At 42.9% G+C, this 20,358-nt stretch carries 18 protein-coding genes, 1 tRNA gene, 1 pseudogene and 1 riboswitch; of the genes and pseudogenes, 18 read left to right on the top strand and 2 right to left on the bottom strand.

What is annotated here, in order from left to right; genetic code table 11:
* The first annotated feature begins 30 nt into the window (after positions 1–30).
* From parC to GB993_RS04065, 12 genes are all read left to right on the top strand, one after another.
* The gene (parC, locus tag GB993_RS04010; protein WP_161003195.1) at positions 31–2,484 is read left to right on the top strand and encodes a DNA topoisomerase IV subunit A; all 2,454 of its coding nucleotides are present in this window, start codon (positions 31–33) and stop codon (positions 2,482–2,484) included.
* A gap of 334 nt (positions 2,485–2,818) precedes the next feature.
* Positions 2,819–3,817, top strand: a complete 999-nt coding sequence (locus tag GB993_RS04015; RefSeq protein ID WP_161003196.1) for a LysR family transcriptional regulator — start codon at positions 2,819–2,821, stop codon at positions 3,815–3,817.
* Positions 3,817–4,743, top strand: coding sequence for a manganese-dependent inorganic pyrophosphatase (locus GB993_RS04020; protein ID WP_017261881.1), 927 nt, complete (start codon positions 3,817–3,819; stop codon positions 4,741–4,743). Before GB993_RS04015 ends, GB993_RS04020 begins: the two co-directional genes overlap by 1 nt.
* Before the next feature lie 140 nt (positions 4,744–4,883).
* Positions 4,884–5,270 carry an iron-sulfur cluster biosynthesis family protein gene (locus GB993_RS04025; RefSeq protein ID WP_161003197.1) on the top strand — a complete coding sequence of 129 codons (387 nt, stop codon included), beginning with the start codon at positions 4,884–4,886 and terminating at the stop codon, positions 5,268–5,270.
* A gap of 341 nt (positions 5,271–5,611) precedes the next feature.
* Positions 5,612–5,974 (top strand): iron-sulfur cluster biosynthesis family protein, encoded by a 363-nt coding sequence (locus tag GB993_RS04030; protein ID WP_161003198.1) that lies wholly within the window; start codon positions 5,612–5,614, stop codon positions 5,972–5,974.
* A 68-nt stretch (positions 5,975–6,042) separates the two neighbouring features.
* The gene (msrB, locus tag GB993_RS04035) at positions 6,043–6,492 is read left to right on the top strand and encodes a peptide-methionine (R)-S-oxide reductase MsrB (RefSeq protein ID WP_161003199.1); all 450 of its coding nucleotides are present in this window, start codon (positions 6,043–6,045) and stop codon (positions 6,490–6,492) included.
* Positions 6,493–6,515: 23 nt separating this feature from the next.
* Complete coding sequence (msrA, locus tag GB993_RS04040) at positions 6,516–7,064, top strand: peptide-methionine (S)-S-oxide reductase MsrA (protein ID WP_161003200.1); 549 nt, start codon at positions 6,516–6,518, stop codon at positions 7,062–7,064.
* 64 nt (positions 7,065–7,128) lie between these two features.
* Positions 7,129–7,233: riboswitch (TPP riboswitch) on the top strand.
* Positions 7,234–7,376: 143 nt separating this feature from the next.
* Positions 7,377–8,180 (top strand): hydroxyethylthiazole kinase, encoded by an 804-nt coding sequence (gene thiM / locus GB993_RS04045; RefSeq protein WP_161003201.1) that lies wholly within the window; start codon positions 7,377–7,379, stop codon positions 8,178–8,180.
* A gap of 11 nt (positions 8,181–8,191) precedes the next feature.
* Entirely contained in the window at positions 8,192–9,001 is an 810-nt protein-coding gene (gene thiD / locus GB993_RS04050) for a bifunctional hydroxymethylpyrimidine kinase/phosphomethylpyrimidine kinase (RefSeq protein ID WP_161003388.1), read from the top strand.
* 7 nt (positions 9,002–9,008) lie between these two features.
* Complete coding sequence (thiE, locus tag GB993_RS04055; RefSeq protein WP_161003202.1) at positions 9,009–9,659, top strand: thiamine phosphate synthase; 651 nt, start codon at positions 9,009–9,011, stop codon at positions 9,657–9,659.
* A gap of 91 nt (positions 9,660–9,750) precedes the next feature.
* Positions 9,751–10,020, top strand: coding sequence for a hypothetical protein (locus tag GB993_RS04060; RefSeq protein ID WP_161003203.1), 270 nt, complete (start codon positions 9,751–9,753; stop codon positions 10,018–10,020).
* 73 nt (positions 10,021–10,093) lie between these two features.
* Positions 10,094–10,166 (top strand) — tRNA-Ala (locus GB993_RS04065).
* A gap of 165 nt (positions 10,167–10,331) precedes the next feature.
* Here GB993_RS04065 and GB993_RS04070 read toward each other — a convergent pair.
* Positions 10,332–11,954: a peptide ABC transporter substrate-binding protein gene (locus GB993_RS04070; protein WP_161003204.1), complete on the bottom strand. Its 1,623-nt coding sequence runs from the start codon at positions 11,952–11,954 to the stop codon at positions 10,332–10,334.
* A 441-nt stretch (positions 11,955–12,395) separates the two neighbouring features.
* On the opposite strand from GB993_RS04070, the gene GB993_RS04075 reads away from it, so the two are divergent.
* The 6 genes from GB993_RS04075 (at position 12,396) to GB993_RS04100 (ending at position 17,967) form a co-directional block, all read left to right on the top strand.
* On the top strand, positions 12,396–12,944 hold the full coding sequence (locus tag GB993_RS04075; protein ID WP_161003205.1) for a GNAT family N-acetyltransferase: 549 nt from the start codon (positions 12,396–12,398) through the stop codon (positions 12,942–12,944).
* Positions 12,945–13,130: 186 nt separating this feature from the next.
* Positions 13,131–14,348: a bacterial Ig-like domain-containing protein gene (locus tag GB993_RS04080; RefSeq protein ID WP_161003206.1), complete on the top strand. Its 1,218-nt coding sequence runs from the start codon at positions 13,131–13,133 to the stop codon at positions 14,346–14,348.
* Positions 14,349–14,575: 227 nt separating this feature from the next.
* Positions 14,576–15,490 (top strand): ABC transporter ATP-binding protein, encoded by a 915-nt coding sequence (locus tag GB993_RS04085; protein WP_161003207.1) that lies wholly within the window; start codon positions 14,576–14,578, stop codon positions 15,488–15,490.
* Positions 15,465–16,220: an ABC transporter permease gene (locus GB993_RS04090; RefSeq protein WP_161003208.1), complete on the top strand. Its 756-nt coding sequence runs from the start codon at positions 15,465–15,467 to the stop codon at positions 16,218–16,220. The genes GB993_RS04085 and GB993_RS04090 overlap by 26 nt, the downstream gene beginning before the upstream one ends.
* Positions 16,217–17,365 carry a sensor histidine kinase gene (locus GB993_RS04095; protein WP_161003209.1) on the top strand — a complete coding sequence of 383 codons (1,149 nt, stop codon included), beginning with the start codon at positions 16,217–16,219 and terminating at the stop codon, positions 17,363–17,365. The genes GB993_RS04090 and GB993_RS04095 overlap by 4 nt, the downstream gene beginning before the upstream one ends.
* Complete coding sequence (locus tag GB993_RS04100) at positions 17,362–17,967, top strand: response regulator transcription factor (protein WP_161003210.1); 606 nt, start codon at positions 17,362–17,364, stop codon at positions 17,965–17,967. The genes GB993_RS04095 and GB993_RS04100 overlap by 4 nt, the downstream gene beginning before the upstream one ends.
* A 107-nt stretch (positions 17,968–18,074) precedes the next feature.
* Here GB993_RS04100 and GB993_RS04105 read toward each other — a convergent pair.
* A pseudogene (locus tag GB993_RS04105) lies at positions 18,075–20,320 on the bottom strand (beta-glucosidase family protein).
* Between the last annotated feature and the right edge of the window lie 38 nt (positions 20,321–20,358).

Genomic DNA, 20,358 nt, shown 5'->3' on the forward strand with positions numbered 1-20,358 from the left:
TTGTTTTAATGCAGGAAAGGAGCAGAACTTGTGGCAGATGACACACAAAACATTCAGGAACTAACCCTGGAAGATGTCATGGGTGAACGGTTTGGCCGTTACTCAAAATCCATCATTCAGGATCGTGCCTTGCCAGATATTCGTGATGGCTTAAAGCCAGTTCAGCGGCGCATTTTATATGCCATGAACAAGGATGGTAATACTTTTGATAAAGCATTCCGTAAATCTGCTAAATCCGTAGGTAACGTCATGGGTAATTACCATCCACATGGTGACTCATCCATTTACGAAGCCATGGTGCGGATGAGTCAGGACTGGAAGTTACGAGCACCGCTGATTGAAATGCACGGGAACAACGGGTCAATTGATGCTGATCCGCCGGCTGCAATGCGATATACGGAAGCTCGTTTAAGCAAGATATCCGGCACGATGCTACAGGATATCGATAAAGAAACTGTTGATTTCGTTCCTAACTTTGATGATACGGAACAGGAGCCAACCGTTTTACCGGCTCGTTTCCCAAATTTACTGGTAAATGGTGCTAGTGGTATTTCTGCCGGTTATGCGACAGAAATTCCGCCGCATAATTTAAACGAACTGATTGATGCACTGATTTATTTACTAGCGCATCCCAAGGCATCAACTGATGACTTAATGGAGTTCGTTAAGGGGCCAGACTTTCCGACTGGCGGCATTATTCAAGGCTTAGATGGTATCAAAAAAGCTTACAATACTGGCGCTGGCCGTATCGTGTTGCGTTCTAAAACAGCCTTCAAGCCCCTTAAGGGTGGCAAGCAGGAAATTGAAATCACGGAAATTCCGTATGAAGTCAATAAAGCCCTGCTTGTTAAAAAAATGGACGAAATCCGGATTATGAAAAAGGTCGAGGGCATCGTTGAAGTCCGTGACGAATCCGATCGGCAGGGGCTGACCATTGCTGTTGAGTTAAAAGCTGATGCAGATGCACAGGGTATTTTAAATTATTTGTTGAAAAACACTGATTTGCAGATCACGTATAATTTCAACATGGTTGCTATTCATAATATGCGACCAGAACGCGTTGGTTTAAAAACAGCCTTGCAGGCATACATTGACTTTCAACGTGAGGTGATTACTAAACGGACGCAGTATGACCTGGATAAGGCCAAAAAGCGTCAACATATTGTTGACGGTTTAATTAAAGCTTTATCCATTTTGGATGAAGTGATTCAGACCATTCGTGGAAGTAAAAACCGCAAGGATGCCAAGCAAAACTTGATGGATAAGTATGACTTTACTGATCCTCAGGCGGAAGCAATTGTGACGTTACAGTTATATCGTTTGACTAATACCGATGTAACCGAGTTGCGGCGTGAGCATGCCGAACTGGACGCCCAGATTGAAAAGCTTGAAGACATTTTGGCTAATGATGCCTCCTTGCGCAAAGTGATGCGCACGCAGATGCAGGACGTAAAAAAGCAATTTGGTTCACCACGGTTGACCCAGATCGAAGACCAAATTGAAGAACTTAAGGTGGATCGAACTGTTATGGTTGCCGATGAAACCGTTGTTTTAATGGTTTCACATGATGGTTATATCAAACGGAGTTCGCCAAGGTCTTATCAAGCTTCTTCTGAAAACGACAACGGTCTTAAAGAAGAAGATTACCCGATCTTATTGAAGCAAGTTTCCACACTGGATCATTTATTTATGTTTACCAGCAAAGGAAACTTGATTTACCGACCGATTCACGAGGTCACTGATGCTCGATGGAAAGATACCGGGGAACACATTTCCCAATCAATTGGTCTGGCAGATGATGAAGAGCTCATTGCAGCCTTTACATTCAGCAGTCTGGAAGAGCCGGGAAATTTTGTTATTGCAACTGCGCATGGTCTTATCAAACAGACGGCGTTTATGGACTTGTTACCGGGACGAACGTATAAGAAACGGGCTAGTGTCTTCGAAAAGTTCAAGCAAAATGATGATCAAGTCGTTGACATTACGTATGTCAATTCAGAAGCGCCATTGACGGTTATGCTAATGTCCCGTAATGGTCTTGGACTGCGGTACGACTTGGCTGAGGTGCCAACTAATGGCGCACGAACCAGTGGTGCCAAGTCGATGGATCTGCGTGGTGATGACGTTGTTGTCAACATGCAGCTGGTTAAAGACTCTGATGACGCTATCATTGTTACTCAGCGTGGTGCCTTGAAGAAAATGGCCATCAGTGAAGTGCCAGTAACAAGTCGTGCTCGTAAAGGTGTTCTATGTCTGCGGGAGCTCAAGGCTAACCCACATGAAATCGTTGCCTTCATTGCGGTTGCTCATGACAGCGTATCTCCAGTTGAAGTGGTTACAAGTCGTGGAATTCGTCATGATATTTTGCCCGCTGAACATGAACGTAATGCGCGGTATTCAAACGGCTCGTTTGTAATCGACATTGATACCGAAGGCGTACCAACGTCACTTCGTCATAAGGAACAGACATTGATTCTTAATTAATTTCAAAACCAACAGGTGGTTTATTAACTAGCTATACCACCGCAAATTGAGCATAATGATTCGTTAACTTAAAAATTAACGATCGTTATGCTTTTTTCGTTCCGTTATTGGATTTATGGATGGGCTTCTTCATTGCATTAGTGAATCGGAGTGCGTATGATTATCACTGTACCAATATGACTGCAGGACAAACACGTAAAATCATTTTGCATTATTTAAAAATAATGATGAATTCAGTTTTAATGCTTGCGTAAACAGACTTCCATTGCGTACAATTATCGTATCGAAAAGATTTTATTTATAATAGATGATTAATTTGAAAGGCGGCTGGATAATGAAAAGCAAACAGGAGACTATCTTTTCTTCGAAAACATTGACCTACTTTTTACAACTGGCAGAAACAATGAACTATACACAGGCAGCCCAAATCCTTGGGATTACACAGCCTGCATTAACGCAACAAATTAAAAAGCTTGAACGAACAGTGGGTGCACCATTATTTTATTCAGTCGGAAAAAAATTACGTTTGTCCGAAGCTGGTAACACCATGCTTAGCGCAACACACGAAATTTATGAGGTGTTGAACCAAGCCACAGACGAGATTCAGCAATCAACGTCTGCTGAGTCTGGCGAAATCAACATCGGACTATTAGCTTCTGTTGAATATTCTGTGTTCGAAGATTTCGCCATTCAGTACTATAAAGAAAATCCTGACGTTACCATCAACTTCCATATGTTGACGCGGAAGGAAATCTGGGATCGTTTGGAGAATAACCGCATTGATCTAGCAATTATGTATTTGCCAGATGATAGCATTAAAAATTGGAAGCCATACCGGTCAAAGAAGATCATTACAGAAGATTTGTTATTCATTCACAGTGATGAAAAAATGGCCAAACGAAAAAAGATTCGTTTAAAGGATACCCTTAATAACGTTTGGGTCACATACCCTCGTGAATATTATTTAGACCAGGTTTTACGTGAAAATTACAAAAACGCCATGGTTGACTTACCTAATGCAGTGGCCCGTTTCACAACGCCTGATCAAATTTATCAATTCAGTGCTGAAACTGGGGCCTACACAGCACTGCCAAATAGTTATATTATTGCTAAAGGAGCTGACAGCAATTTACACGCTGCCCAGTTTGAACCTGGAATTAAATTTGACTTAGCGTTCGTTTTCCGTAAAGATAAGGATGAGATTCCTCGTGTGGGTCGTCTGCTTGATGCATTTGATTCATACTTGGAGGCCGATGACTATATTTCACGGCTGACTCAAATTCATGATCAAAAATATGGTGTTACCCACCACGACGAAGGAGCAAAAGATTAATGAGTAAGGAACTGGTTTTTGGACACCAAAGTCCTGACACCGACGCAATTGTCGCTGCAAAGGCATATTCATACTTACAAAACAAACTTGGATATGATACTGAAGCGGTTGCTTTAGGCGAACCAAACGAAGAAACACAATTTGTTTTAAACTATTTTGACGAACCAACACCACGGGTTATCACTAAGGCCAGTGACGAAGTTGATTCAGTTATGTTAGTTGACCATAATGAACATCAACAAAGTGTTTCTGACATTGAAGATGTCACAGTTACTCACGTTGTTGACCATCACCGGATTGCCAACTTCTCAACATCATCACCACTTTTCTACCGTGCAGAACCAGTTGGTTGTACCAGCACGATTTTGATGAAGATGTTTGACGAATACAAGATTGAAATTCCAGCACAATTAGCTGGTTTGATGTTGTCTGCGATTATCTCAGACACGCTTTTACTGAAGTCACCAACCACAACGGATGACGATAAGGCTGCAGTCATTGCATTGGCTGAAATTGCTGATGTCGATTACAAGACATATGGTTTGGAAGAGCTTAAAGCTGGTACCAACTTGTCTTCTAAGAGTGAAGCCGAATTGATCGAACAAGATGCAAAGTCATTCGAAATGGGTGGTAAAAACATTCGCATTGACCAAATCAACACAGTTGACTTGGACGAAGTCTTTGCTCGTCAAGACAAGCTTGAAGCAGCCATGGCGGCCGATGCTAAGGAAAAAGGTTACGACCTGTTCCTTGTCTTGGTTACTAACATCTTGGACAGCGACTCGCGCTTGTTAGTATGGGGCGAACCAACTGATGTTGTTGAAAAGGCGTTTAACACAACGTTAACCAACAACACGGCCAGTTTACCAGGTGTTGTTTCACGTAAGAAACAAGTGGTTCCACCATTGCAAGACCAATTTAAATGAGCTAGTTAATAAAGACGTTTACAGTGTATCTGTAGACGTTTTTTTAATTGAACCACTAAGGATTTTAAGTATAAATAGTTGCCTCACAACAGCTCACGGCGAATAATAAGCGTGTGAGAAACTGAATGGAGGCGTTAAAAATGGCAGAAGAACATGAATTGACGTTTGACGATGAAGTCGTGGCCCAATTAAAACCCTTACTTATCGACGGAAATCAATTATTATTAAGTTACGATGATGGTGTTGGCCCATACTCACATCATGGTCTAGTGGCACTCCAAGTGTCGTTTCAGCTCGTAGTTGTGGGCAAAGATGCAAATGTTGATGACTATCAAGCATTGATTCCTTCTAATTTAGGTCCTGTACGCTATAAAGACTATTCTGGCCGATTCCTTGGTAAACAGTTGCATGCGACGTTTAACCGTCTTATGCACGCGATTAAGCTGTCTGACGAGGGCGAACAGATCGATGATAACGTTGAGGTTATTGTTGATGCTTCCGCTAGTCAACCAGCACAGTCAAACTAACGTTAGTGACATAATGAGGCTGTGACATAAGTTTATTTGGAATGAATAATGTGGGCAATATTGCTTGCCAAAGTCCTGAGCATTCCGTTTAACCCAAAACTAACCTATTCCCGAACTTGGAGAATAGGTCAGTTTTGGGTTAATGATCGTTTTCAAAGCATACTTATGTCATCGCTCCATTTCTATGACAAGTGCAAAGCAACGAGGACACTGTTCTTTTCTGGTTGAGCAGAATGCTTGCGTTATTCTCTATTTTGCGGAGAATAAAGGTATCGTTAAGTACGCAAGACACAATTTAATTGTGTACGAGATATATTTTTTGATCTACAAGGAGGGTCATTATGAAATTATCCATGTCATCAGATGCTAAGACTAAAATTGCGGCCGCTATGGGACCAAATCAACGTTTATTACTCAGTTTTGACGATGGTGTTGGACCGTTTTCAAACGTTGGTTATTGCTCATTGGATACTTCGTTTGATCTGATTATTGTCGACAAGGATGCAGAAACGCCAGACTATGATGCTATGATTGATTCAGATCTCGGTCCTGTGGCCGTAAAGGACTACAGTAAAACCTATATGTCTGAACACATGCAATTAACAGAAAACACAACATTTCATACCTTACAGTTGACCGGTGACAGTGAACAGTTGGATCCAAACGTCCAAATTAAAGTGATGTCTGGTTCAACAGCGGAATAAGGATAATTGCATGAACGTCATCAAGACACAGCAATGTCGATTCAACATCAGAGAAGGAGATTTGACAATTGGCAAAAGACAAACAAACAAACATTGATAAATTGAGCCCAGAAGCATACGCCGTCACCCAAGAAGCCGCCACTGAGCGGCCGTTTTCTGGTAAATATGACGCCTTCTATCAAGATGGCATTTACGTTGATATTGTCAGTGGTGAACCGTTATTTTCCTCAACAGATAAATATGATGCCGGTTGCGGCTGGCCGTCATTCACACATCCAATAACGAAGGAAACATTAGCGGAACATCGTGACCAATCATTGGGTATGGAAAGAACGGAGGTTCGCAGTAAGGAAGCGGACTCTCATTTGGGCCACGTCTTCACAGACGGTCCTCAAGCAGAGGGTGGCCTCCGCTACTGCATTAACTCGGCAGCGCTGAAGTTTATTCCAGCAGATGAATTGACACGCAATGGTTACGAAAAATATGCTAAACTGTTCCCAAACGTTAAGCAGGTTTAATAATAGTGATGGAGGCGCATTAAATGGCAGAAGAAACAGCAATTTTTGCAGGTGGTTGTTTTTGGTGTATGGTCAAGCCGTTTGAAACAGTAGATGGCATCAATAAGGTGGTATCAGGTTATACCGGTGGACATGTGCCTAATCCAACGTATGAACAAGTCTGCAGCCATACAACTGGCCATACAGAAGCAGTTAAAATTTGGTTTGACCCAGAAGTAATGTCTTACGACAAACTGGTTCAAATTTATTGGCAACAAACGGACCCCACGGATGCGATGGGGCAATTTCAAGATCGTGGTGACAGCTATCGGCCCGTTATTTTTGTCAAAGATGAGACACAACGCCAAATTGCAGAGGCTTCCAAAAAGGCGTTAGCTGAGTCCGGTCGTTTTGATGCCCCAATTGTGACGCAAATTGAGGATGCCAAACCATTTTATCCGGCGGAAGATTACCATCAGGATTTCTATAAAAAGAATCCGTTACGTTATGCAATGCAGGAAAGTGGTGGCCGCGAAGCCTTTATCGATAAGAAATGGAAGACAGCCACAAAGACATCGAAAACAACGGACTAATGTTATTAAACGTAATCTGACTTCTAATTAGAATGCCGAGTATGCTAAAATAATGACATGTAAACTATTCCACTAGGGGTGTTCGGCAACTGCTGAACTGAGACGATGGATATCGGACCCTTCGAACCTGTAAGTTGAGACTTGCGAAGGAAAGTGGCCAGTGTGTGATTGTTTTTAGGCACTGAACCTTTTTCCTATGGGTTCAGTGTCTTTTTTGTCGCCGCTTTATGACGCTGTGTATTTATTGAGTTTCTGATTAGCATCATTAATTTTAGTCACTGTTGGGCACCATCATCGAATTGGAGGATCACAATGAACCTGTCTTTATTGGAAACCATCCGGGAAACTAATCCTGCTGTCTTCACTATTGCTAACAGTGTCACGATTGCGGAAGTGGCAAACGCCGTTAACGCTATCGGTGCGTCTCCCATTATGTCAAAAGCTAAGGAAGAGGCTGGCGACCTGGTTGGGATTGCTGGCGCAATTGCGTTAAATTTAGGCACTTGGACGCCTGATCAAATTGACCAAATGGTGACTGTTGGTAGCTTGGCTAATCAGCATCAACGGCCTGTTGTGATCGATCCAGTAGCAGTTGGCTTACCAAGCCGCCGCCAGCAGTTTGATCGACTAATAGCCACTGCCCAGCCAACAGTCATTCGAGCCAACGCGGGAGAGATGGCGGCTTTGTCAGGCGATCTATCTAACAGTAAGGGAATTGACGCTACCGGTGCTGTGGCTGATCCTAAACGCATTGTTCAGGCCGTGGCGCTGCATTATCATTGTGTTGCTGTGATGACCGGAGCCATTGATTGGATCAGCGATGGCCAGCAGACAGTCAGTCTTCATGTCGGAACGCCATTGTTTGCGACACACGTTGGTTCCGGTGATATGCTCAGCAGCGTCTTAGCTGCTTACTTAGCGGTGGAGTCCAATGCGATGACAGCCGCAGTGACTGGTACCGCCATCTTTGGTGCGACCGGTCAGTGGGCAGTTAACCAAGCCAAACTAACGCTTAGACAGCCTGGTTCGTTTGGCATCGCCCTGATGGATAGTTTTAGTCAAGTGACAGCGGAAACGCTATCGTCATATCTTAAAGATAAGGTCGTAGATGAATAATGACAGAACAGATGACATCACAATTTCCACAGGCTCTTTCCATTGCAGGTTCTGATTCTGGCGGTGGGGCAGGCATGCAGGCCGATTTAAAAACAATTCAAGAACGACACGTTTTTGCAACAACGGTTTTGGTGGCTATTACAGCCCAAAATACCTTGGGTGTGCAGGACTTCATGGCTTTGCCAACCAAAATTATTGACGAACAGTTTGCTTCGTTAGATGCTGATTTGGCCATCAAGGCTTGCAAGACTGGCATGCTCGCTGACTCTATTCGTGTCCATAATGTTGTTGAAAATCTTACCCGTTATGACTTTGGTCCACTCACGGTTGATCCAGTGATGATTGCTAAAGGTGGTGCACCATTATTGGCCGAAGACGCTATTGATACCGTTAAGAAAGAACTAATTCCGTTAGCCACCATTGTGACGCCGAACCTTCCTGAAGCTGAGGCACTAACAGGATTAACCATTGAAAATGATGCTGACATGCAGCATGCCGGACAACAATTGCAGGCGATGGGGGCCAAAAACGTGATGGTCAAAGGCGGTCACGAGGCGGATCCGACAACGGCCAGTGATTTTGTTCTGCTTGAAAACGGACGGTCGTTTTGGCTGAGAAGTCCGCGCTTTGATACACACAATACACACGGTACCGGCGACACGCTATCTGCTTGCATCACTGCAGAATTAGCCAAGGGTAGCGACATTGAAACGGCCATTCGGACGGGTAAAGCCTATGTTAGTGCCACGATTGCACAAGGCATCAAAGTGGGCCACGGCCATGGTCCGCTTAATCACTGGGCTGTGGTATCGGAGGAATAATCGAGCGATGAAATTTCAGAAAGAACAATTAGCAGCTTATTTTGTTGCGGGTTCTCAGGACATGGTTGATGGCCGCCAACTGCCAGAAGTTTTAGAGACGGCCATTGCCGGTGGTATCACGGCCTTTCAATATCGTGAGAAGGGTCCCCACGCACTTTCTGGTGATGCCAAACTAAAATTGGGCAGCATATTAAGAGAATTATGCAAACAAGCTAAGATTCCGTTTATTGTTGATGACGACGTTGAACTAGCGAGACATCTAGATGCTGATGGTGTCCATGTTGGACAATCAGATGAAGCAATTGCAAAGGTTATAGACGAAGTACCAAACATGATTATTGGTTACTCATGTCACACACTTGCCCAGATTCGCAAGGCTAATATGCTCACTGACGTTGACTACATTGGTAGTGGACCAATTTTTCCAACCATTTCCAAAGCTGATGCAGATCCAGCTGTTGGCACCGACGGGCTGACAAAACTCGTTAGTGCATCGGTGAAGCCCATTGTCGCGATTGGTGGCATTAGTCTGACTAACCTTAATGAGATTAAGGGCACCGGTGCGGCAGGTGCTGCGGTAATCAGTTTATTAACGAGAGCCACAAATATAAAAGCCGCCGCAACTGCTATTCGACAAACCTTTTCAAGCAAATCTTGAGCCTTATTTATGAACGTGTTTCAACGCTTGCAACACTCTATGAAAATCGCTACACTAAATGACGTTTATAAAATCTTTTGGAGGCAGTGAAATGAAAAACAGACCTAAACCAATAAATCCGGCAATGCCGACAAATATTGCGGTGGTAATGCTTACTTTAGGCGTTCTTGTTGGCGGAATTATTGGCTGGCTACTGCCAGTACCATTTGACGGTTCATTTATCTTAGGCGTGGTTATCATGTTGATTTTTGACTTTGCTTTTTTGGCTATTTACCGACGTGTAACGATCGCTAAACAAAAAGCAGCCAATGCACAATTGGCCGCGACACAGTCAACAGACCAACCTGCTGAAAAAAAGTAGACTGGTAGATTGCGGTGTTACTAAGTTGTGCTATGCTTGACAGTGAAATAACAGCAGAGATGGCTGTTATTTTGGGCCCGTAGCTCAGTTGGGAGAGCGCCTGCTTCGCATGTAGGAGGTCGACAGTTCGAATCTGTTCGGGTCCATAAAAGTCTTATTAAGAATCAACATGAAATGCAAAGGCATCCTGTTCCTAGATTTCTGGGAACAGGATGCCTTTGTATTAAGATGCGTTTTAAAATTTCGGGAATGTAAGGTCATTCACGTCGTCAATTCTACATAAGTTAATGCTACACCTAGTTTTAGTGTGCTTACTTAAGTTCAACATTTTGATAATTGTAGTTAACCCCGGCACTACTGTAAACCAAATCGCGAATATTGCTACGTTGAAGCGTACCGCCAACTGATGAGCCCCAGAAAAGCGGCACAATACCAACATCTTTGGTCAGCGTGCGCTGGGCATTTAAGAGGTCTTGATAACGGGCGTTACTGTTTAAGGCGTCTTGACCAGCAGCTAAATCCATGTCGTGATCAAATGCTGTACTCGTCCATTTTGCGTTAATTTGTTTATTTTGACTTTGAAAAAGCGATAAGAAAGTTGTTGGGTCGTTAAAGTCACCATTCCAAGTTAAAATCGTGGCGTCATAATTCCCCGAAGTAATGTCACTTAACTGCGCCTTTAAGGGAACTGTTTGGACATTAACCGTTACGTGAGGGAGTTTTTGCCATTGAGATTGAAGATATTCTGCCAGCTGCTTGCCGTTGTTTTGATCATTCGCTAATAGCGTAATGTTCAGGTTCTGTTTGCCACTTTCTTTGAGACCAGTTGCCATGAGTTGTTTTGCATGTGCCATATCATACTTAGTCACTGCGGGTACTGCTGCTTCGCTCGCGAAGTCCTTATGAGTTGATGGATTAGTAACCAATTTTGCTGGTGTAAACCCAGTTGCAGGGGTAGAACCGTCTTGCAACGTATTCCGCGTTAGTTGTTGACGGTTAATCGCATTCGACAAGGCTTGGCGCACAGATTGATTTTGAAGTGGTGACTTTTTTGTTTGATTAAGTCCAACAAAGCCCGAGGCCGCGCCACTACGATATTTATAATCGGCTGCCTGCTTTTCATTAGCGACTTGTGTGCCAGACAGTCTGACAAGGTCGGCTTTGCCTGTCTTATACAGGTTCAATGCCGTGCTTGGGTCTTTGACAACCGTAAAGTGGATACTGTTTAAATGCACAGTACGTTTATCCCAGTACGCACCATTGCGTTTAAGCGTCCACGTATTATTGGTACCGTGCCAGCCAGTTACTTTAAAAGCGCCGTTGTAAACTTGATGTTGCGCAGTTAGGCCGTATTGCTTACCATATTTTGTAACAACTCGATGATCTTGAGGGAGAAACTGTGGCATTGTTAATAGTTGTTTGAAATAAGGAATCGGTTTATCAAGAGTAACCAACAAGTGGTAGCGTGATGTTGCGTGAATGCCTAAGCTTTGAACTGGGGCCAAACCTTTTTGAATCTTATCAGCATTGTGCACGCCAGAAAACAGGTAAGCATACTGGGAAGCCGTTTTTGGATCATTGGTTCGCTGCCATGCCTGCACGAAATCCTTTGCCGTTACAACATCACCATTTGACCAATGCGTATTGTGCCGGAGTGTGAAGTTCCATTGAAGACCGTTTTTCGAAACGGTTGTGTGTGTCGCAAGTGCCTGCGCTGGTGTGCTGTTGGTCGTTTTGTAAAGGCCAGTCATCGTGTTGGCCAATGCGGTGTGAGAAGTGCTGTCCGTGGCCTTTGATGGATCCAAAGTAATCATTTCAGTGGGTGAAACGACTATTATGGTTTTCTTACTCGTGGTATTACGATGGCAGGCGGCTAAACTCGTGGCCGTTAATAATGAACTGACAATTAATGCAAATTTTGTAAAGCGTTTCATGAATGTCTTCCCCTATGAAAGTTTTAATTGACCAAGTAAAAAAGACAGCCCACGCGGACTGTCTTTGGTCAAAAAACACCAAGTCCGCGGTTTGATACCCATGCAGACTTGATGTCAAAAGTACATCAACGAATAAGCCGGCACAGATACAATTTGAGTATCACACTCAGATTGCATCCGTGTTAACGGCGGTTACGCAACCTGATTACCAGCTTTGCCAAGTATTGAGTTGTTGTGCGCAACGGTTCATGACGAACTTCCTTTCACTTAAACTGTCTTTTTTAACTGGTAGCTACGATACAGAATTAGAGATAATCTTGTCAAGTACGTTTGCTAAATGATTTTCTCTAAAAACGATTTAAAATGATCAGAAAAGCTAATTTGACGGGCACTTTTATGGTAAATTGAAAGGCATAAAATGTTTTTACTAAGGGGATAAACATGTTTACACATCAAATCGATGCTCACTTAGCCTTAAAATTATTAAACACTGAAGATGCCGAAGATTTAATCAGCTATATTGCGGAAGACCGCCAGGAACTTAGAAAATGGATGCCTTGGGCAGATAAAATGCAATCCATTGAGGATGAACAAAACTTTATTCAGTATGCCCGCAGTCGTTTTGCTGACAACCAAATGTTGCCATTGACAATCGTCATGGATGGCAAGCCAATCGGCAGTTTGGATCTGCATGAAATTGATAATGTTAACCGTCACGCGTCGATTGGCTACTGGCTAAGTTCTCAGTATCAAGGACAAGGCATTATGACGCGATCTGTGGAACGCTTACTGACAATTGGGTTTGATGAATTCAACTTACATAAAATCATCTTAACTGCCGACGTGAATAACAAGGCTAGTCAAGCCGTTGCTGAGCGATTAGGTCTTCATCAAGAGGGAACGATGCGTGATCAGGAAATCATCAATGGGCATTTTTGTAGTCTTGTTCAGTACGCAATGCTAGAAGATGAGTGGACGAACGAAAATTAAAGTTAAGGGTGTTTAGCAGCTTTTTAACTTCTTAACGTCAGTTTATTCAGTAATCCTTTAGTGAATTTTGTGATAAAGAAACATAAATGCTTTAATAGGGCTGTTCAAGGCGGTTTTTATTGAGTACAATAGTTTTAGAAAATCTTAATGATTCTAATTTGCGATAAATGTTTAGGAGTGAGCCCCATGATTGAACCACATCGAAAAACAACTGAACAAAAGGATTCACAGGCACAAAATCAGTTACGTGTGATTACCAATCAGGCCACTGTCATTGCGCAAGACCAAACGACCTATGTTGGTGGACCTCACTACGGTAAGACAAGTTTTGTTAAGGCTGTCTATGACGCTACAGGTCAGGCCGTTGATCCAGCAAAAGTTCAAGTTGACCTCACCAACGTCGACTGGGACCAACCGGCCGATTACCGGATTAATTTGCAGTATACCAATCCTGGAAAAACGGTATCTGCAACTGCACATTTACATATTTTTGCGTTGGATGGCCGCGACATTACTATTCATGCCGGTGAGCCAATACCTGACAAAACTGCTTTTATAAAACGACTAGTGGATCCAGGTCACATGGCTAACGCGACCCAGAATGTCAAAATTAAGTTTGACGATGGTGAGCCTAACATTATGGCAGACAATAGTTACGGGTTAATGCTGACATATACCGTTAATGGTGTCACCGCGGGTGCGCATCAGGTCCTCCATATTTTGGAAAATATGGTCAACGTCAACACGGCCAACCAAACGACTTATGTGAACGGTCCCCGTACTAATCCTGACCGTTTCGTTCAACATCTTTATGATGCAGATGGTAATGCCATTGATATTGAAAAGGCGATTGTGGACATGTCGAAGGTCAACTGGCAGAAAGCTGGCCGGTATCCGGTTACTGTTCGTTACACGGATCATGGTAAAAATGTGTTTGTAACGGCCTACGAAAATATCTTTTCACTATCTGCTCATAATCAGATTATTGTTGCTGGTGATGGCGACCCAATTCCCGCTCGTTACGTGGCAGATGCGAAGGATCAATATAATCGTGATCGGTCTCGTTGGACGGCTATGAGTTATGACGATCCAACAGCCAATCACAAATTGCCGGGGACATACAATGTTACGCTCAGTTTTGAAGTCAATGGTTCCACGGCTACGGTGCACCCAACGTTACAGGTTCTGCCCGAGATTTTACGACCACAGGGTAGTGCAGATAATTTAACGATTCACATGCAGAGTCAATCAGCCCGTGAAAATACATCCGCCACCTCACAGGCGGCTGGCGTTCGTCACGGATTACGACACATGACGACTGGTTCACGAGTGGCTAATAATGCAGCCAAGGAAGCTGAAAAGAAAACGCGTGGCTTTTGGGCTCGCTTGTTTGGCCGCAAATAAAGTTCACGGCGCAATGAGACGTTTGACCGTTTATAAACTGTAGATAGGCGTTATTTTAAAACAACAGTTAGCATCGCATCGATTAGTTTAACTAATTGGTGGGGTGCTATTTGTAGTTCCATCAGTTGAAGTGACATTTGTCATATAATGTTGTGACATGTACTTCTATTTTTCGACTTGAGAAGTAACTAAACTAAGCTCATCAAATAAAAGAGATGGTGAGCAATATGTCGTCAATAATTGAACTAAAGAATGTTTCAAAAAAGTTCAAACAATTATCAGCAATTAGTAACGTTAATTTAAGCGTTGATGAAGGCGAAATCATTGGTTTGGTCGGAGAAAATGGTGCAGGTAAAACAACCTTAATTAACCTAATTTTGGGACTTCAAAAGCCTGATACCGGTCAGATTAAGGTTTTTGGCACGAATCCAGGAACCACCGTCTGCCGTAATCAGATTGGGGCCATGCTTCAGGAAAATGTAAGCATTAAAAATTTACATGTTGATGAAAGTTTTCAGCTTGTTCGAAGCTTTTATACGCATCCATTATCATTGGAAAAATTGTTCACAATAACCGGGTTAAGTGAGTTCAGACACCATAACATGAGTGCTTTGTCCGGTGGTCAGCGGCGGCAATTAGCATTTGGTATTGCACTGGCCGGTAATCCACGTGTCATCTTCCTCGACGAGCCAACCGTTGGATTGGATAGTATTGCAAGGACACAATTTTGGCAGAGCATTGAGCAACTCAGGCATCAAGGAAAGACAATTTTCGTTACTAGTCATTATTTGGAAGAAATCGAAGCTGTTGCAGAGCGACTATTAATTCTACAACACGGTAAAATTAAGTTTGACGGTTCATTAGATGCACTGACGTCTTTATATAGTGGGGCAACAGCCACATTTGAATCGGAATTAGCTGTTAATTACTTTAAGACATCCCCATTGGTTCTTGAGGCTAAAAAACACGGCGATAAAATCACTTTAAAATTGAGCGATGGGGATCTCTGGTTACTCGAAAGCCAACCTTTTCTCGATAAAATCCATCGTTTATCGTTAATGCCTAATTCGTTAAACGAAATTTTTACTGATGTGACACAAACTGGAGGACGCAATCATGAATCAGCTACACACGCAAACTAAGTACGCAATCAAACGAGAACTGCTTCGTAATCCCAGATTTTTTCTTTTTAATCTCGCAATGCCAGCGTTTTTTTATATTTTATTTACCAAAATTCTTGTTCAGGGAAGTGCGACTGAAAAACAGCAATTTAACTTAAATTATATGGGTAGCATGATTGCCTACAGTGTTCTCATTAGTATGATTTTTTCAGTTTCAGCTTTTTTAGCGGAAGATCGCCAAGAAAACATGCCAACTTTATTGGCCATTACACCAGCAAAACAACTATATTATTATGTAGGACTGATGCTGACGATGACAGTGATGAACATTCTATCGGCATCTGTAATTCTTACCATCGCGACTATTATTAATGGTGTTCATTTGACACTAAGTTCACTACTTTTAATAGTCGGATTATCGGCGCTAGGTGGGTTACCATTAATGCTGATTGGCGTTCTTGTTGCTAAATCAGGAAGACCGTCATCGGTCAATAGTTTATGCAATCTGGTTGTCTTTCCAATGGCAATTATCAGCGGTCTGTGGTGGCCTATCGGTCTATTGCCACATTGGATGCAACAAATTGGTAAGCTCATGCCCACATATGCAGTTAATTCTTTGTTGAATGTGGTCACTAAACAAATGCACTTTAATTGGTCCTTTATCGTCATTTTGGCAGGGTGGACCGCGGCGTTACTGATCATCATATGGATGTTATCGAGGGTCAAAAACGACAGGAGTATTCAAGCATGACCTTTTTACGGTGTTATATTTTGTTTCCATCTAGATTTGGGTTTTACCCTTATTTTTGGTTGATTTTTCTAAGCTATCCAATTGCAATTGGTTTCGCAGAGACCGGCATTCGGCGGGTGCTTACGTTATTTTTTCTAGCAATTTTCTTTTTGTGTTATCGAAACAGCTACGAAATCACTAAATTACTGCCATGGTCAATCGCCGGCCAATTAATTGTGTGCGTGTATATGATGTTAGTGGAAAACTACATGGCGTTATTTATTTTCATTGCGTGGGTAGTTGGTTCCTTACCGTTCACGAAACGAGTTCGTTGGCGCTATTTAACGGCTTATTATGGCACTTTCACGGCTTCGGTGATTGCTGCAGTTATGAAACTCGTCGCGGTGACGCCGCATTTTCAACTCACTGATCGGCTTGATTTACTTGTCTTGCTAGCATTTGCCTATGGTTCACCAATTGCAGCAATATCAGTGATGAGAACTGCTGACAAATCGCGTGCTATCCAGCAAACTAATGAACGTTTGGAAAACGTTATTCGACAGAATGAACGAAATCGAATTGCTCAAGATTTACATGATACTTTAGGGCAGTCATTTTCAATGATCACCATTAAGACAGAATTGGCAAGAAAATTACTCAAGGTCGCGCCTGAAAAGGTTGATGAACAGCTTAATGACGTTGAAAATGCCTCACGAGATAACTTGCAACTTGTTCGTTCAATCGTCAACGATTTGCGACAGTTGAACATTGCTGAAGTCATTATTAATCAAAATCGCAACTTGCAAGATGCCAATGTTACACTTTTGACTATTAACGAATCAATTAGTAATACTTGGCCGCGTCAATTACAAATTACGTTAGGTGCTGTTATTCAAGAAGCAATCACAAATATTATTCGTCACGCGCATGCTGATCATTGCTGGCTGACGTTTGGACAGCAAGGAAATTTGTTAACAATTTCAATTCGTGATAACGGAAAAGGCATTCACAAACCACGTGAAAACAGTTCAGGTATAAGCGGTATGATCAAACGAATGGAAACTATTAACGGAACCCTGGATGTTGCTTCTTCATCTGAAGGGACAACCTTGACCATTTCCTGTCCCAAACCTAAGACAAATAAGGAAGAGGAGCTTCAATCATGATTCATCTATATCTGGCAGAAGATCAAGGTATGTTGAATACAGCGCTAACTACCATCTTAAATCTTGAACCTGACATAACAGTGGTCGGTTCAGCGACGGATGGTCAAACTGCGCTAAATGAAATTCGCCTCAAACACCCTGATATCGCGATTCTTGACATCGAAATGCCTAAACTTAGTGGTTTAGACGTGGCAGATCAGTTAAGGAATGATCAAAGTGCCACTAAATCGCTCATTTTAACAACGTTTGCCCAGCCAGCTTATTTTAAGCGTGCATTGGCAGCTGACGTGGCCGGTTATTTACTTAAAGACAGCCCAAGTGATGATTTAGTTGAAAGCATTCACAAAATCATGGCTGGTCAAATCATTTATGCGCCAGAGTTGGTTCACGGAATGTACAATGCTTCGCAGAATCCGCTGACTAAACGAGAATTGGAAGTGCTTAGTGCTGCTCGAGACGGTGCTTCGACGGTTGAAATCGCCAGAATTGTGTCCTTGTCACCAGGAACCGTTCGTAATTATATGTCAGCCGTTCTAAGCAAGATGGGCGCACATAATCGATTAGACGCAATTAATATTGCCAAGAAAAATAAGTGGCTGTGAACAATCAAAATTGGACAGAAAACGCATCCAGCTGATTTACTTGACCTAAACAACAGTAAATCAGTTGGATGCGTTTTTATTTGATCTTATTGAGTGCAACTGAAGAATTATTTTTTCAAAGCCGCATTGCTTTGATCAATGAAGGCTTGAACAGCGGCGACGGGGAAGCCACCAGCAACGAGCGCCCGCAATGGCGTATTAAACAACATCTGCTGGTCGGCAGCACTAGCATCGTCCTGGTTAGTAAATTGGGCCAACTGTTCGCCAAACATTTGCATTAACACAGATTTTGTTGTGTCGTTTGCCAAGAGAACGTTAAGGTACGTATCCATATTGACAACAAGCGGCCGACTAGCGAAGTGTTTGATGGTTAACTGTTTGATTAGCGGTAAATCACGTGAGGATGATCCAACCGCAATTTCATACAGACCATTGTCGGCCTGCCAAGTCATGCTGTCAGCATCGTACCAACTGAAATCGCGAGTATGCAAGGTGAAGGTAACCGTTTTAGATTTACCAGCAGAAATAGCAACTTTGTCAAATTGACGTAGTTCACGAACTGGTTTTTCAACCGGACTGACGAGGTTACTAATATACAATTGTGGTACTGCAGAACCGTCAACTGATCCAGTATTTTTAACGGTCACGGTAACTTTCAGATTATCTTCCTGCCAGTCACCAATAACTAAATCACTCAATTCAAACGTGGTGTAACTGAGGCCAAAGCCAAATGGAAAGGCAACAGCTTGATGATGCAGATCATAATAGCGATAGCCAACGAAAATGCCTTCGTGGTAACGCTCATGCTCGTTACTCTGGTCAAATGTCCCATAGCTTGGTGTATCAGCCAGTTTAATTGGAAAGGTTTCCGCTAGTTTGCCACTTGGATTAACGTGACCGGTGAGGATATCAATTGTTGCTTCACCAACGGCTTCACCAGCCAAGTAAGTTTCGACGATCGCATCAACCTGATCTCGCCAAGGCATTTCGACTACTGAGCCATTTGCGAGAACAACACTAATATGAGCAACATGTTGTGCCAACGATTGAATTAAATGCGTTTGATTTTCTGGCAGTGATAGGTTCGTTTTATCGAAGCCCTCTGATTCGTCATCGTCACGATAGCCTACAAAGACAACAACTTGATCAGCATGTTGCGCCAACTCAATTGCTTGCTTTTCAAGATATTCATCAATCGCCGTTTTTGATAAATCGTAGCCAGAGGCAAACTGAACGTCTAGGTCTGCTTGCTTCGCTGCTTCTAGAGCTGACACAACATGGTCTGGTGTGACATGTGAGCTGCCTGAACCCTGATACCGCGGTAGATCTGCCATTGCGCCCACAAAGGCAACCGATTTGCCTGACTTTAGTGGCAATACATGGTCCTTGTTCTGCAATAACACAATGCCGCCATCAGCAAGCTTTCTAGCAAATTCATGGTGTTCCGCACGATCATACGGAACCTGAGCAGACTTTTTATCTAACAAACTAACGACCATGGCTAACACTCGACCGGCTGAAAGATCTAGTTGTTCATCTGTAATCGTGCCAGCTTTAACAGCGTCGACGATTTCACTAGTTGAGCCATCACCTTTACCAGGCATTTCAAGGTCCAAACCAGCTTGGAGGGAAGCAACGTGATCAGCTACAGCCATCCAATCTGACATGACGACACCGGTAAATCCCCATTCCTGACGTAAAATATCGGTTAACAACCGCTCGTTTTGGACATTGAGGACACCATTAATTTTGTTATATGACGCCATTACAGCTTCGGGGTGTGCTTGCTTGATGATGCGTTCAAACGGCGCTAAATAAATTTCTCGAAGTGTGCGCTCATCCATATCAGAAGAATTGGTGAAACGGTGGTTTTCACGATTATTGGCCGCAAAATGTTTAACGGTAGCGCCAACACCCTTATCATGCAAACCATTGATATAGGCGGTACCAATTTCACCGGCTACGAGTGGGTCCTCTGAATAATACTCAAAATTACGGCCCCCGAGTGGCGAACGTTTGATGTTTACACCTGGTCCCAAAAGTAAACTAATGTTTTCAGCTTGAGCTTCTTCACCTAAATGTTGACCTAAATCACGTGCCAGCGAGCGATCAAAAGTGCTAGCGACAAGTGCTGCCGAAGGATAGGAAATTGCCTTGACGCTCGCGTTAACACTAAGCGTTTCGCCTTCCTTGGGTATTTGTTTACGCAAACCAGCTGGGCCATCAGTCATCATGATGGCGCTGATGTTAGCCGCGTCTACGGCGGCAGTAAACCACATTTTTTTCCGCTCACCAGCGCGGCCTTTTGTTCGAGTGTGAGTTGATCAAGCACTGCCGAAACCTTTTTATCCATAATTTGACGCCTCCAAAAAATGTGTTTAATTAGACAAG

It is taken from the genome of Furfurilactobacillus milii (genome assembly GCF_009864005.1).
Classification (GTDB): domain Bacteria; phylum Bacillota; class Bacilli; order Lactobacillales; family Lactobacillaceae; genus Furfurilactobacillus; species Furfurilactobacillus rossiae_B.

Bases quoted from the DNA above. Each gene is read 5' to 3' on its own strand.
- GB993_RS04030 (WP_161003198.1), top strand. From the start codon at position 5,612: ATGAAATTATCCATGTCATCAGATGCTAAGACTAAAATTGCGGCCGCT.
- thiM (WP_161003201.1), top strand. From the start codon at position 7,377: ATGAACCTGTCTTTATTGGAAACCATCCGGGAAACTAATCCTGCTGTC.
- thiE (WP_161003202.1), top strand. From the start codon at position 9,009: ATGAAATTTCAGAAAGAACAATTAGCAGCTTATTTTGTTGCGGGTTCT.
- GB993_RS04060 (WP_161003203.1), top strand. From the start codon at position 9,751: ATGAAAAACAGACCTAAACCAATAAATCCGGCAATGCCGACAAATATT.
- thiD (WP_161003388.1), top strand. From the start codon at position 8,192: ATGACATCACAATTTCCACAGGCTCTTTCCATTGCAGGTTCTGATTCT.
- GB993_RS04095 (WP_161003209.1), top strand. From the start codon at position 16,217: ATGACCTTTTTACGGTGTTATATTTTGTTTCCATCTAGATTTGGGTTT.
- GB993_RS04085 (WP_161003207.1), top strand. From the start codon at position 14,576: ATGTCGTCAATAATTGAACTAAAGAATGTTTCAAAAAAGTTCAAACAA.
- GB993_RS04020 (WP_017261881.1), top strand. From the start codon at position 3,817: ATGAGTAAGGAACTGGTTTTTGGACACCAAAGTCCTGACACCGACGCA.
- GB993_RS04090 (WP_161003208.1), top strand. From the start codon at position 15,465: ATGAATCAGCTACACACGCAAACTAAGTACGCAATCAAACGAGAACTG.
- GB993_RS04080 (WP_161003206.1), top strand. From the start codon at position 13,131: ATGATTGAACCACATCGAAAAACAACTGAACAAAAGGATTCACAGGCA.
- GB993_RS04070 (WP_161003204.1), bottom strand. From the start codon at position 11,954: ATGAAACGCTTTACAAAATTTGCATTAATTGTCAGTTCATTATTAACG.
- GB993_RS04015 (WP_161003196.1), top strand. From the start codon at position 2,819: ATGAAAAGCAAACAGGAGACTATCTTTTCTTCGAAAACATTGACCTAC.
- GB993_RS04025 (WP_161003197.1), top strand. From the start codon at position 4,884: ATGGCAGAAGAACATGAATTGACGTTTGACGATGAAGTCGTGGCCCAA.
- GB993_RS04100 (WP_161003210.1), top strand. From the start codon at position 17,362: ATGATTCATCTATATCTGGCAGAAGATCAAGGTATGTTGAATACAGCG.
- GB993_RS04075 (WP_161003205.1), top strand. From the start codon at position 12,396: ATGTTTACACATCAAATCGATGCTCACTTAGCCTTAAAATTATTAAAC.
- msrA (WP_161003200.1), top strand. From the start codon at position 6,516: ATGGCAGAAGAAACAGCAATTTTTGCAGGTGGTTGTTTTTGGTGTATG.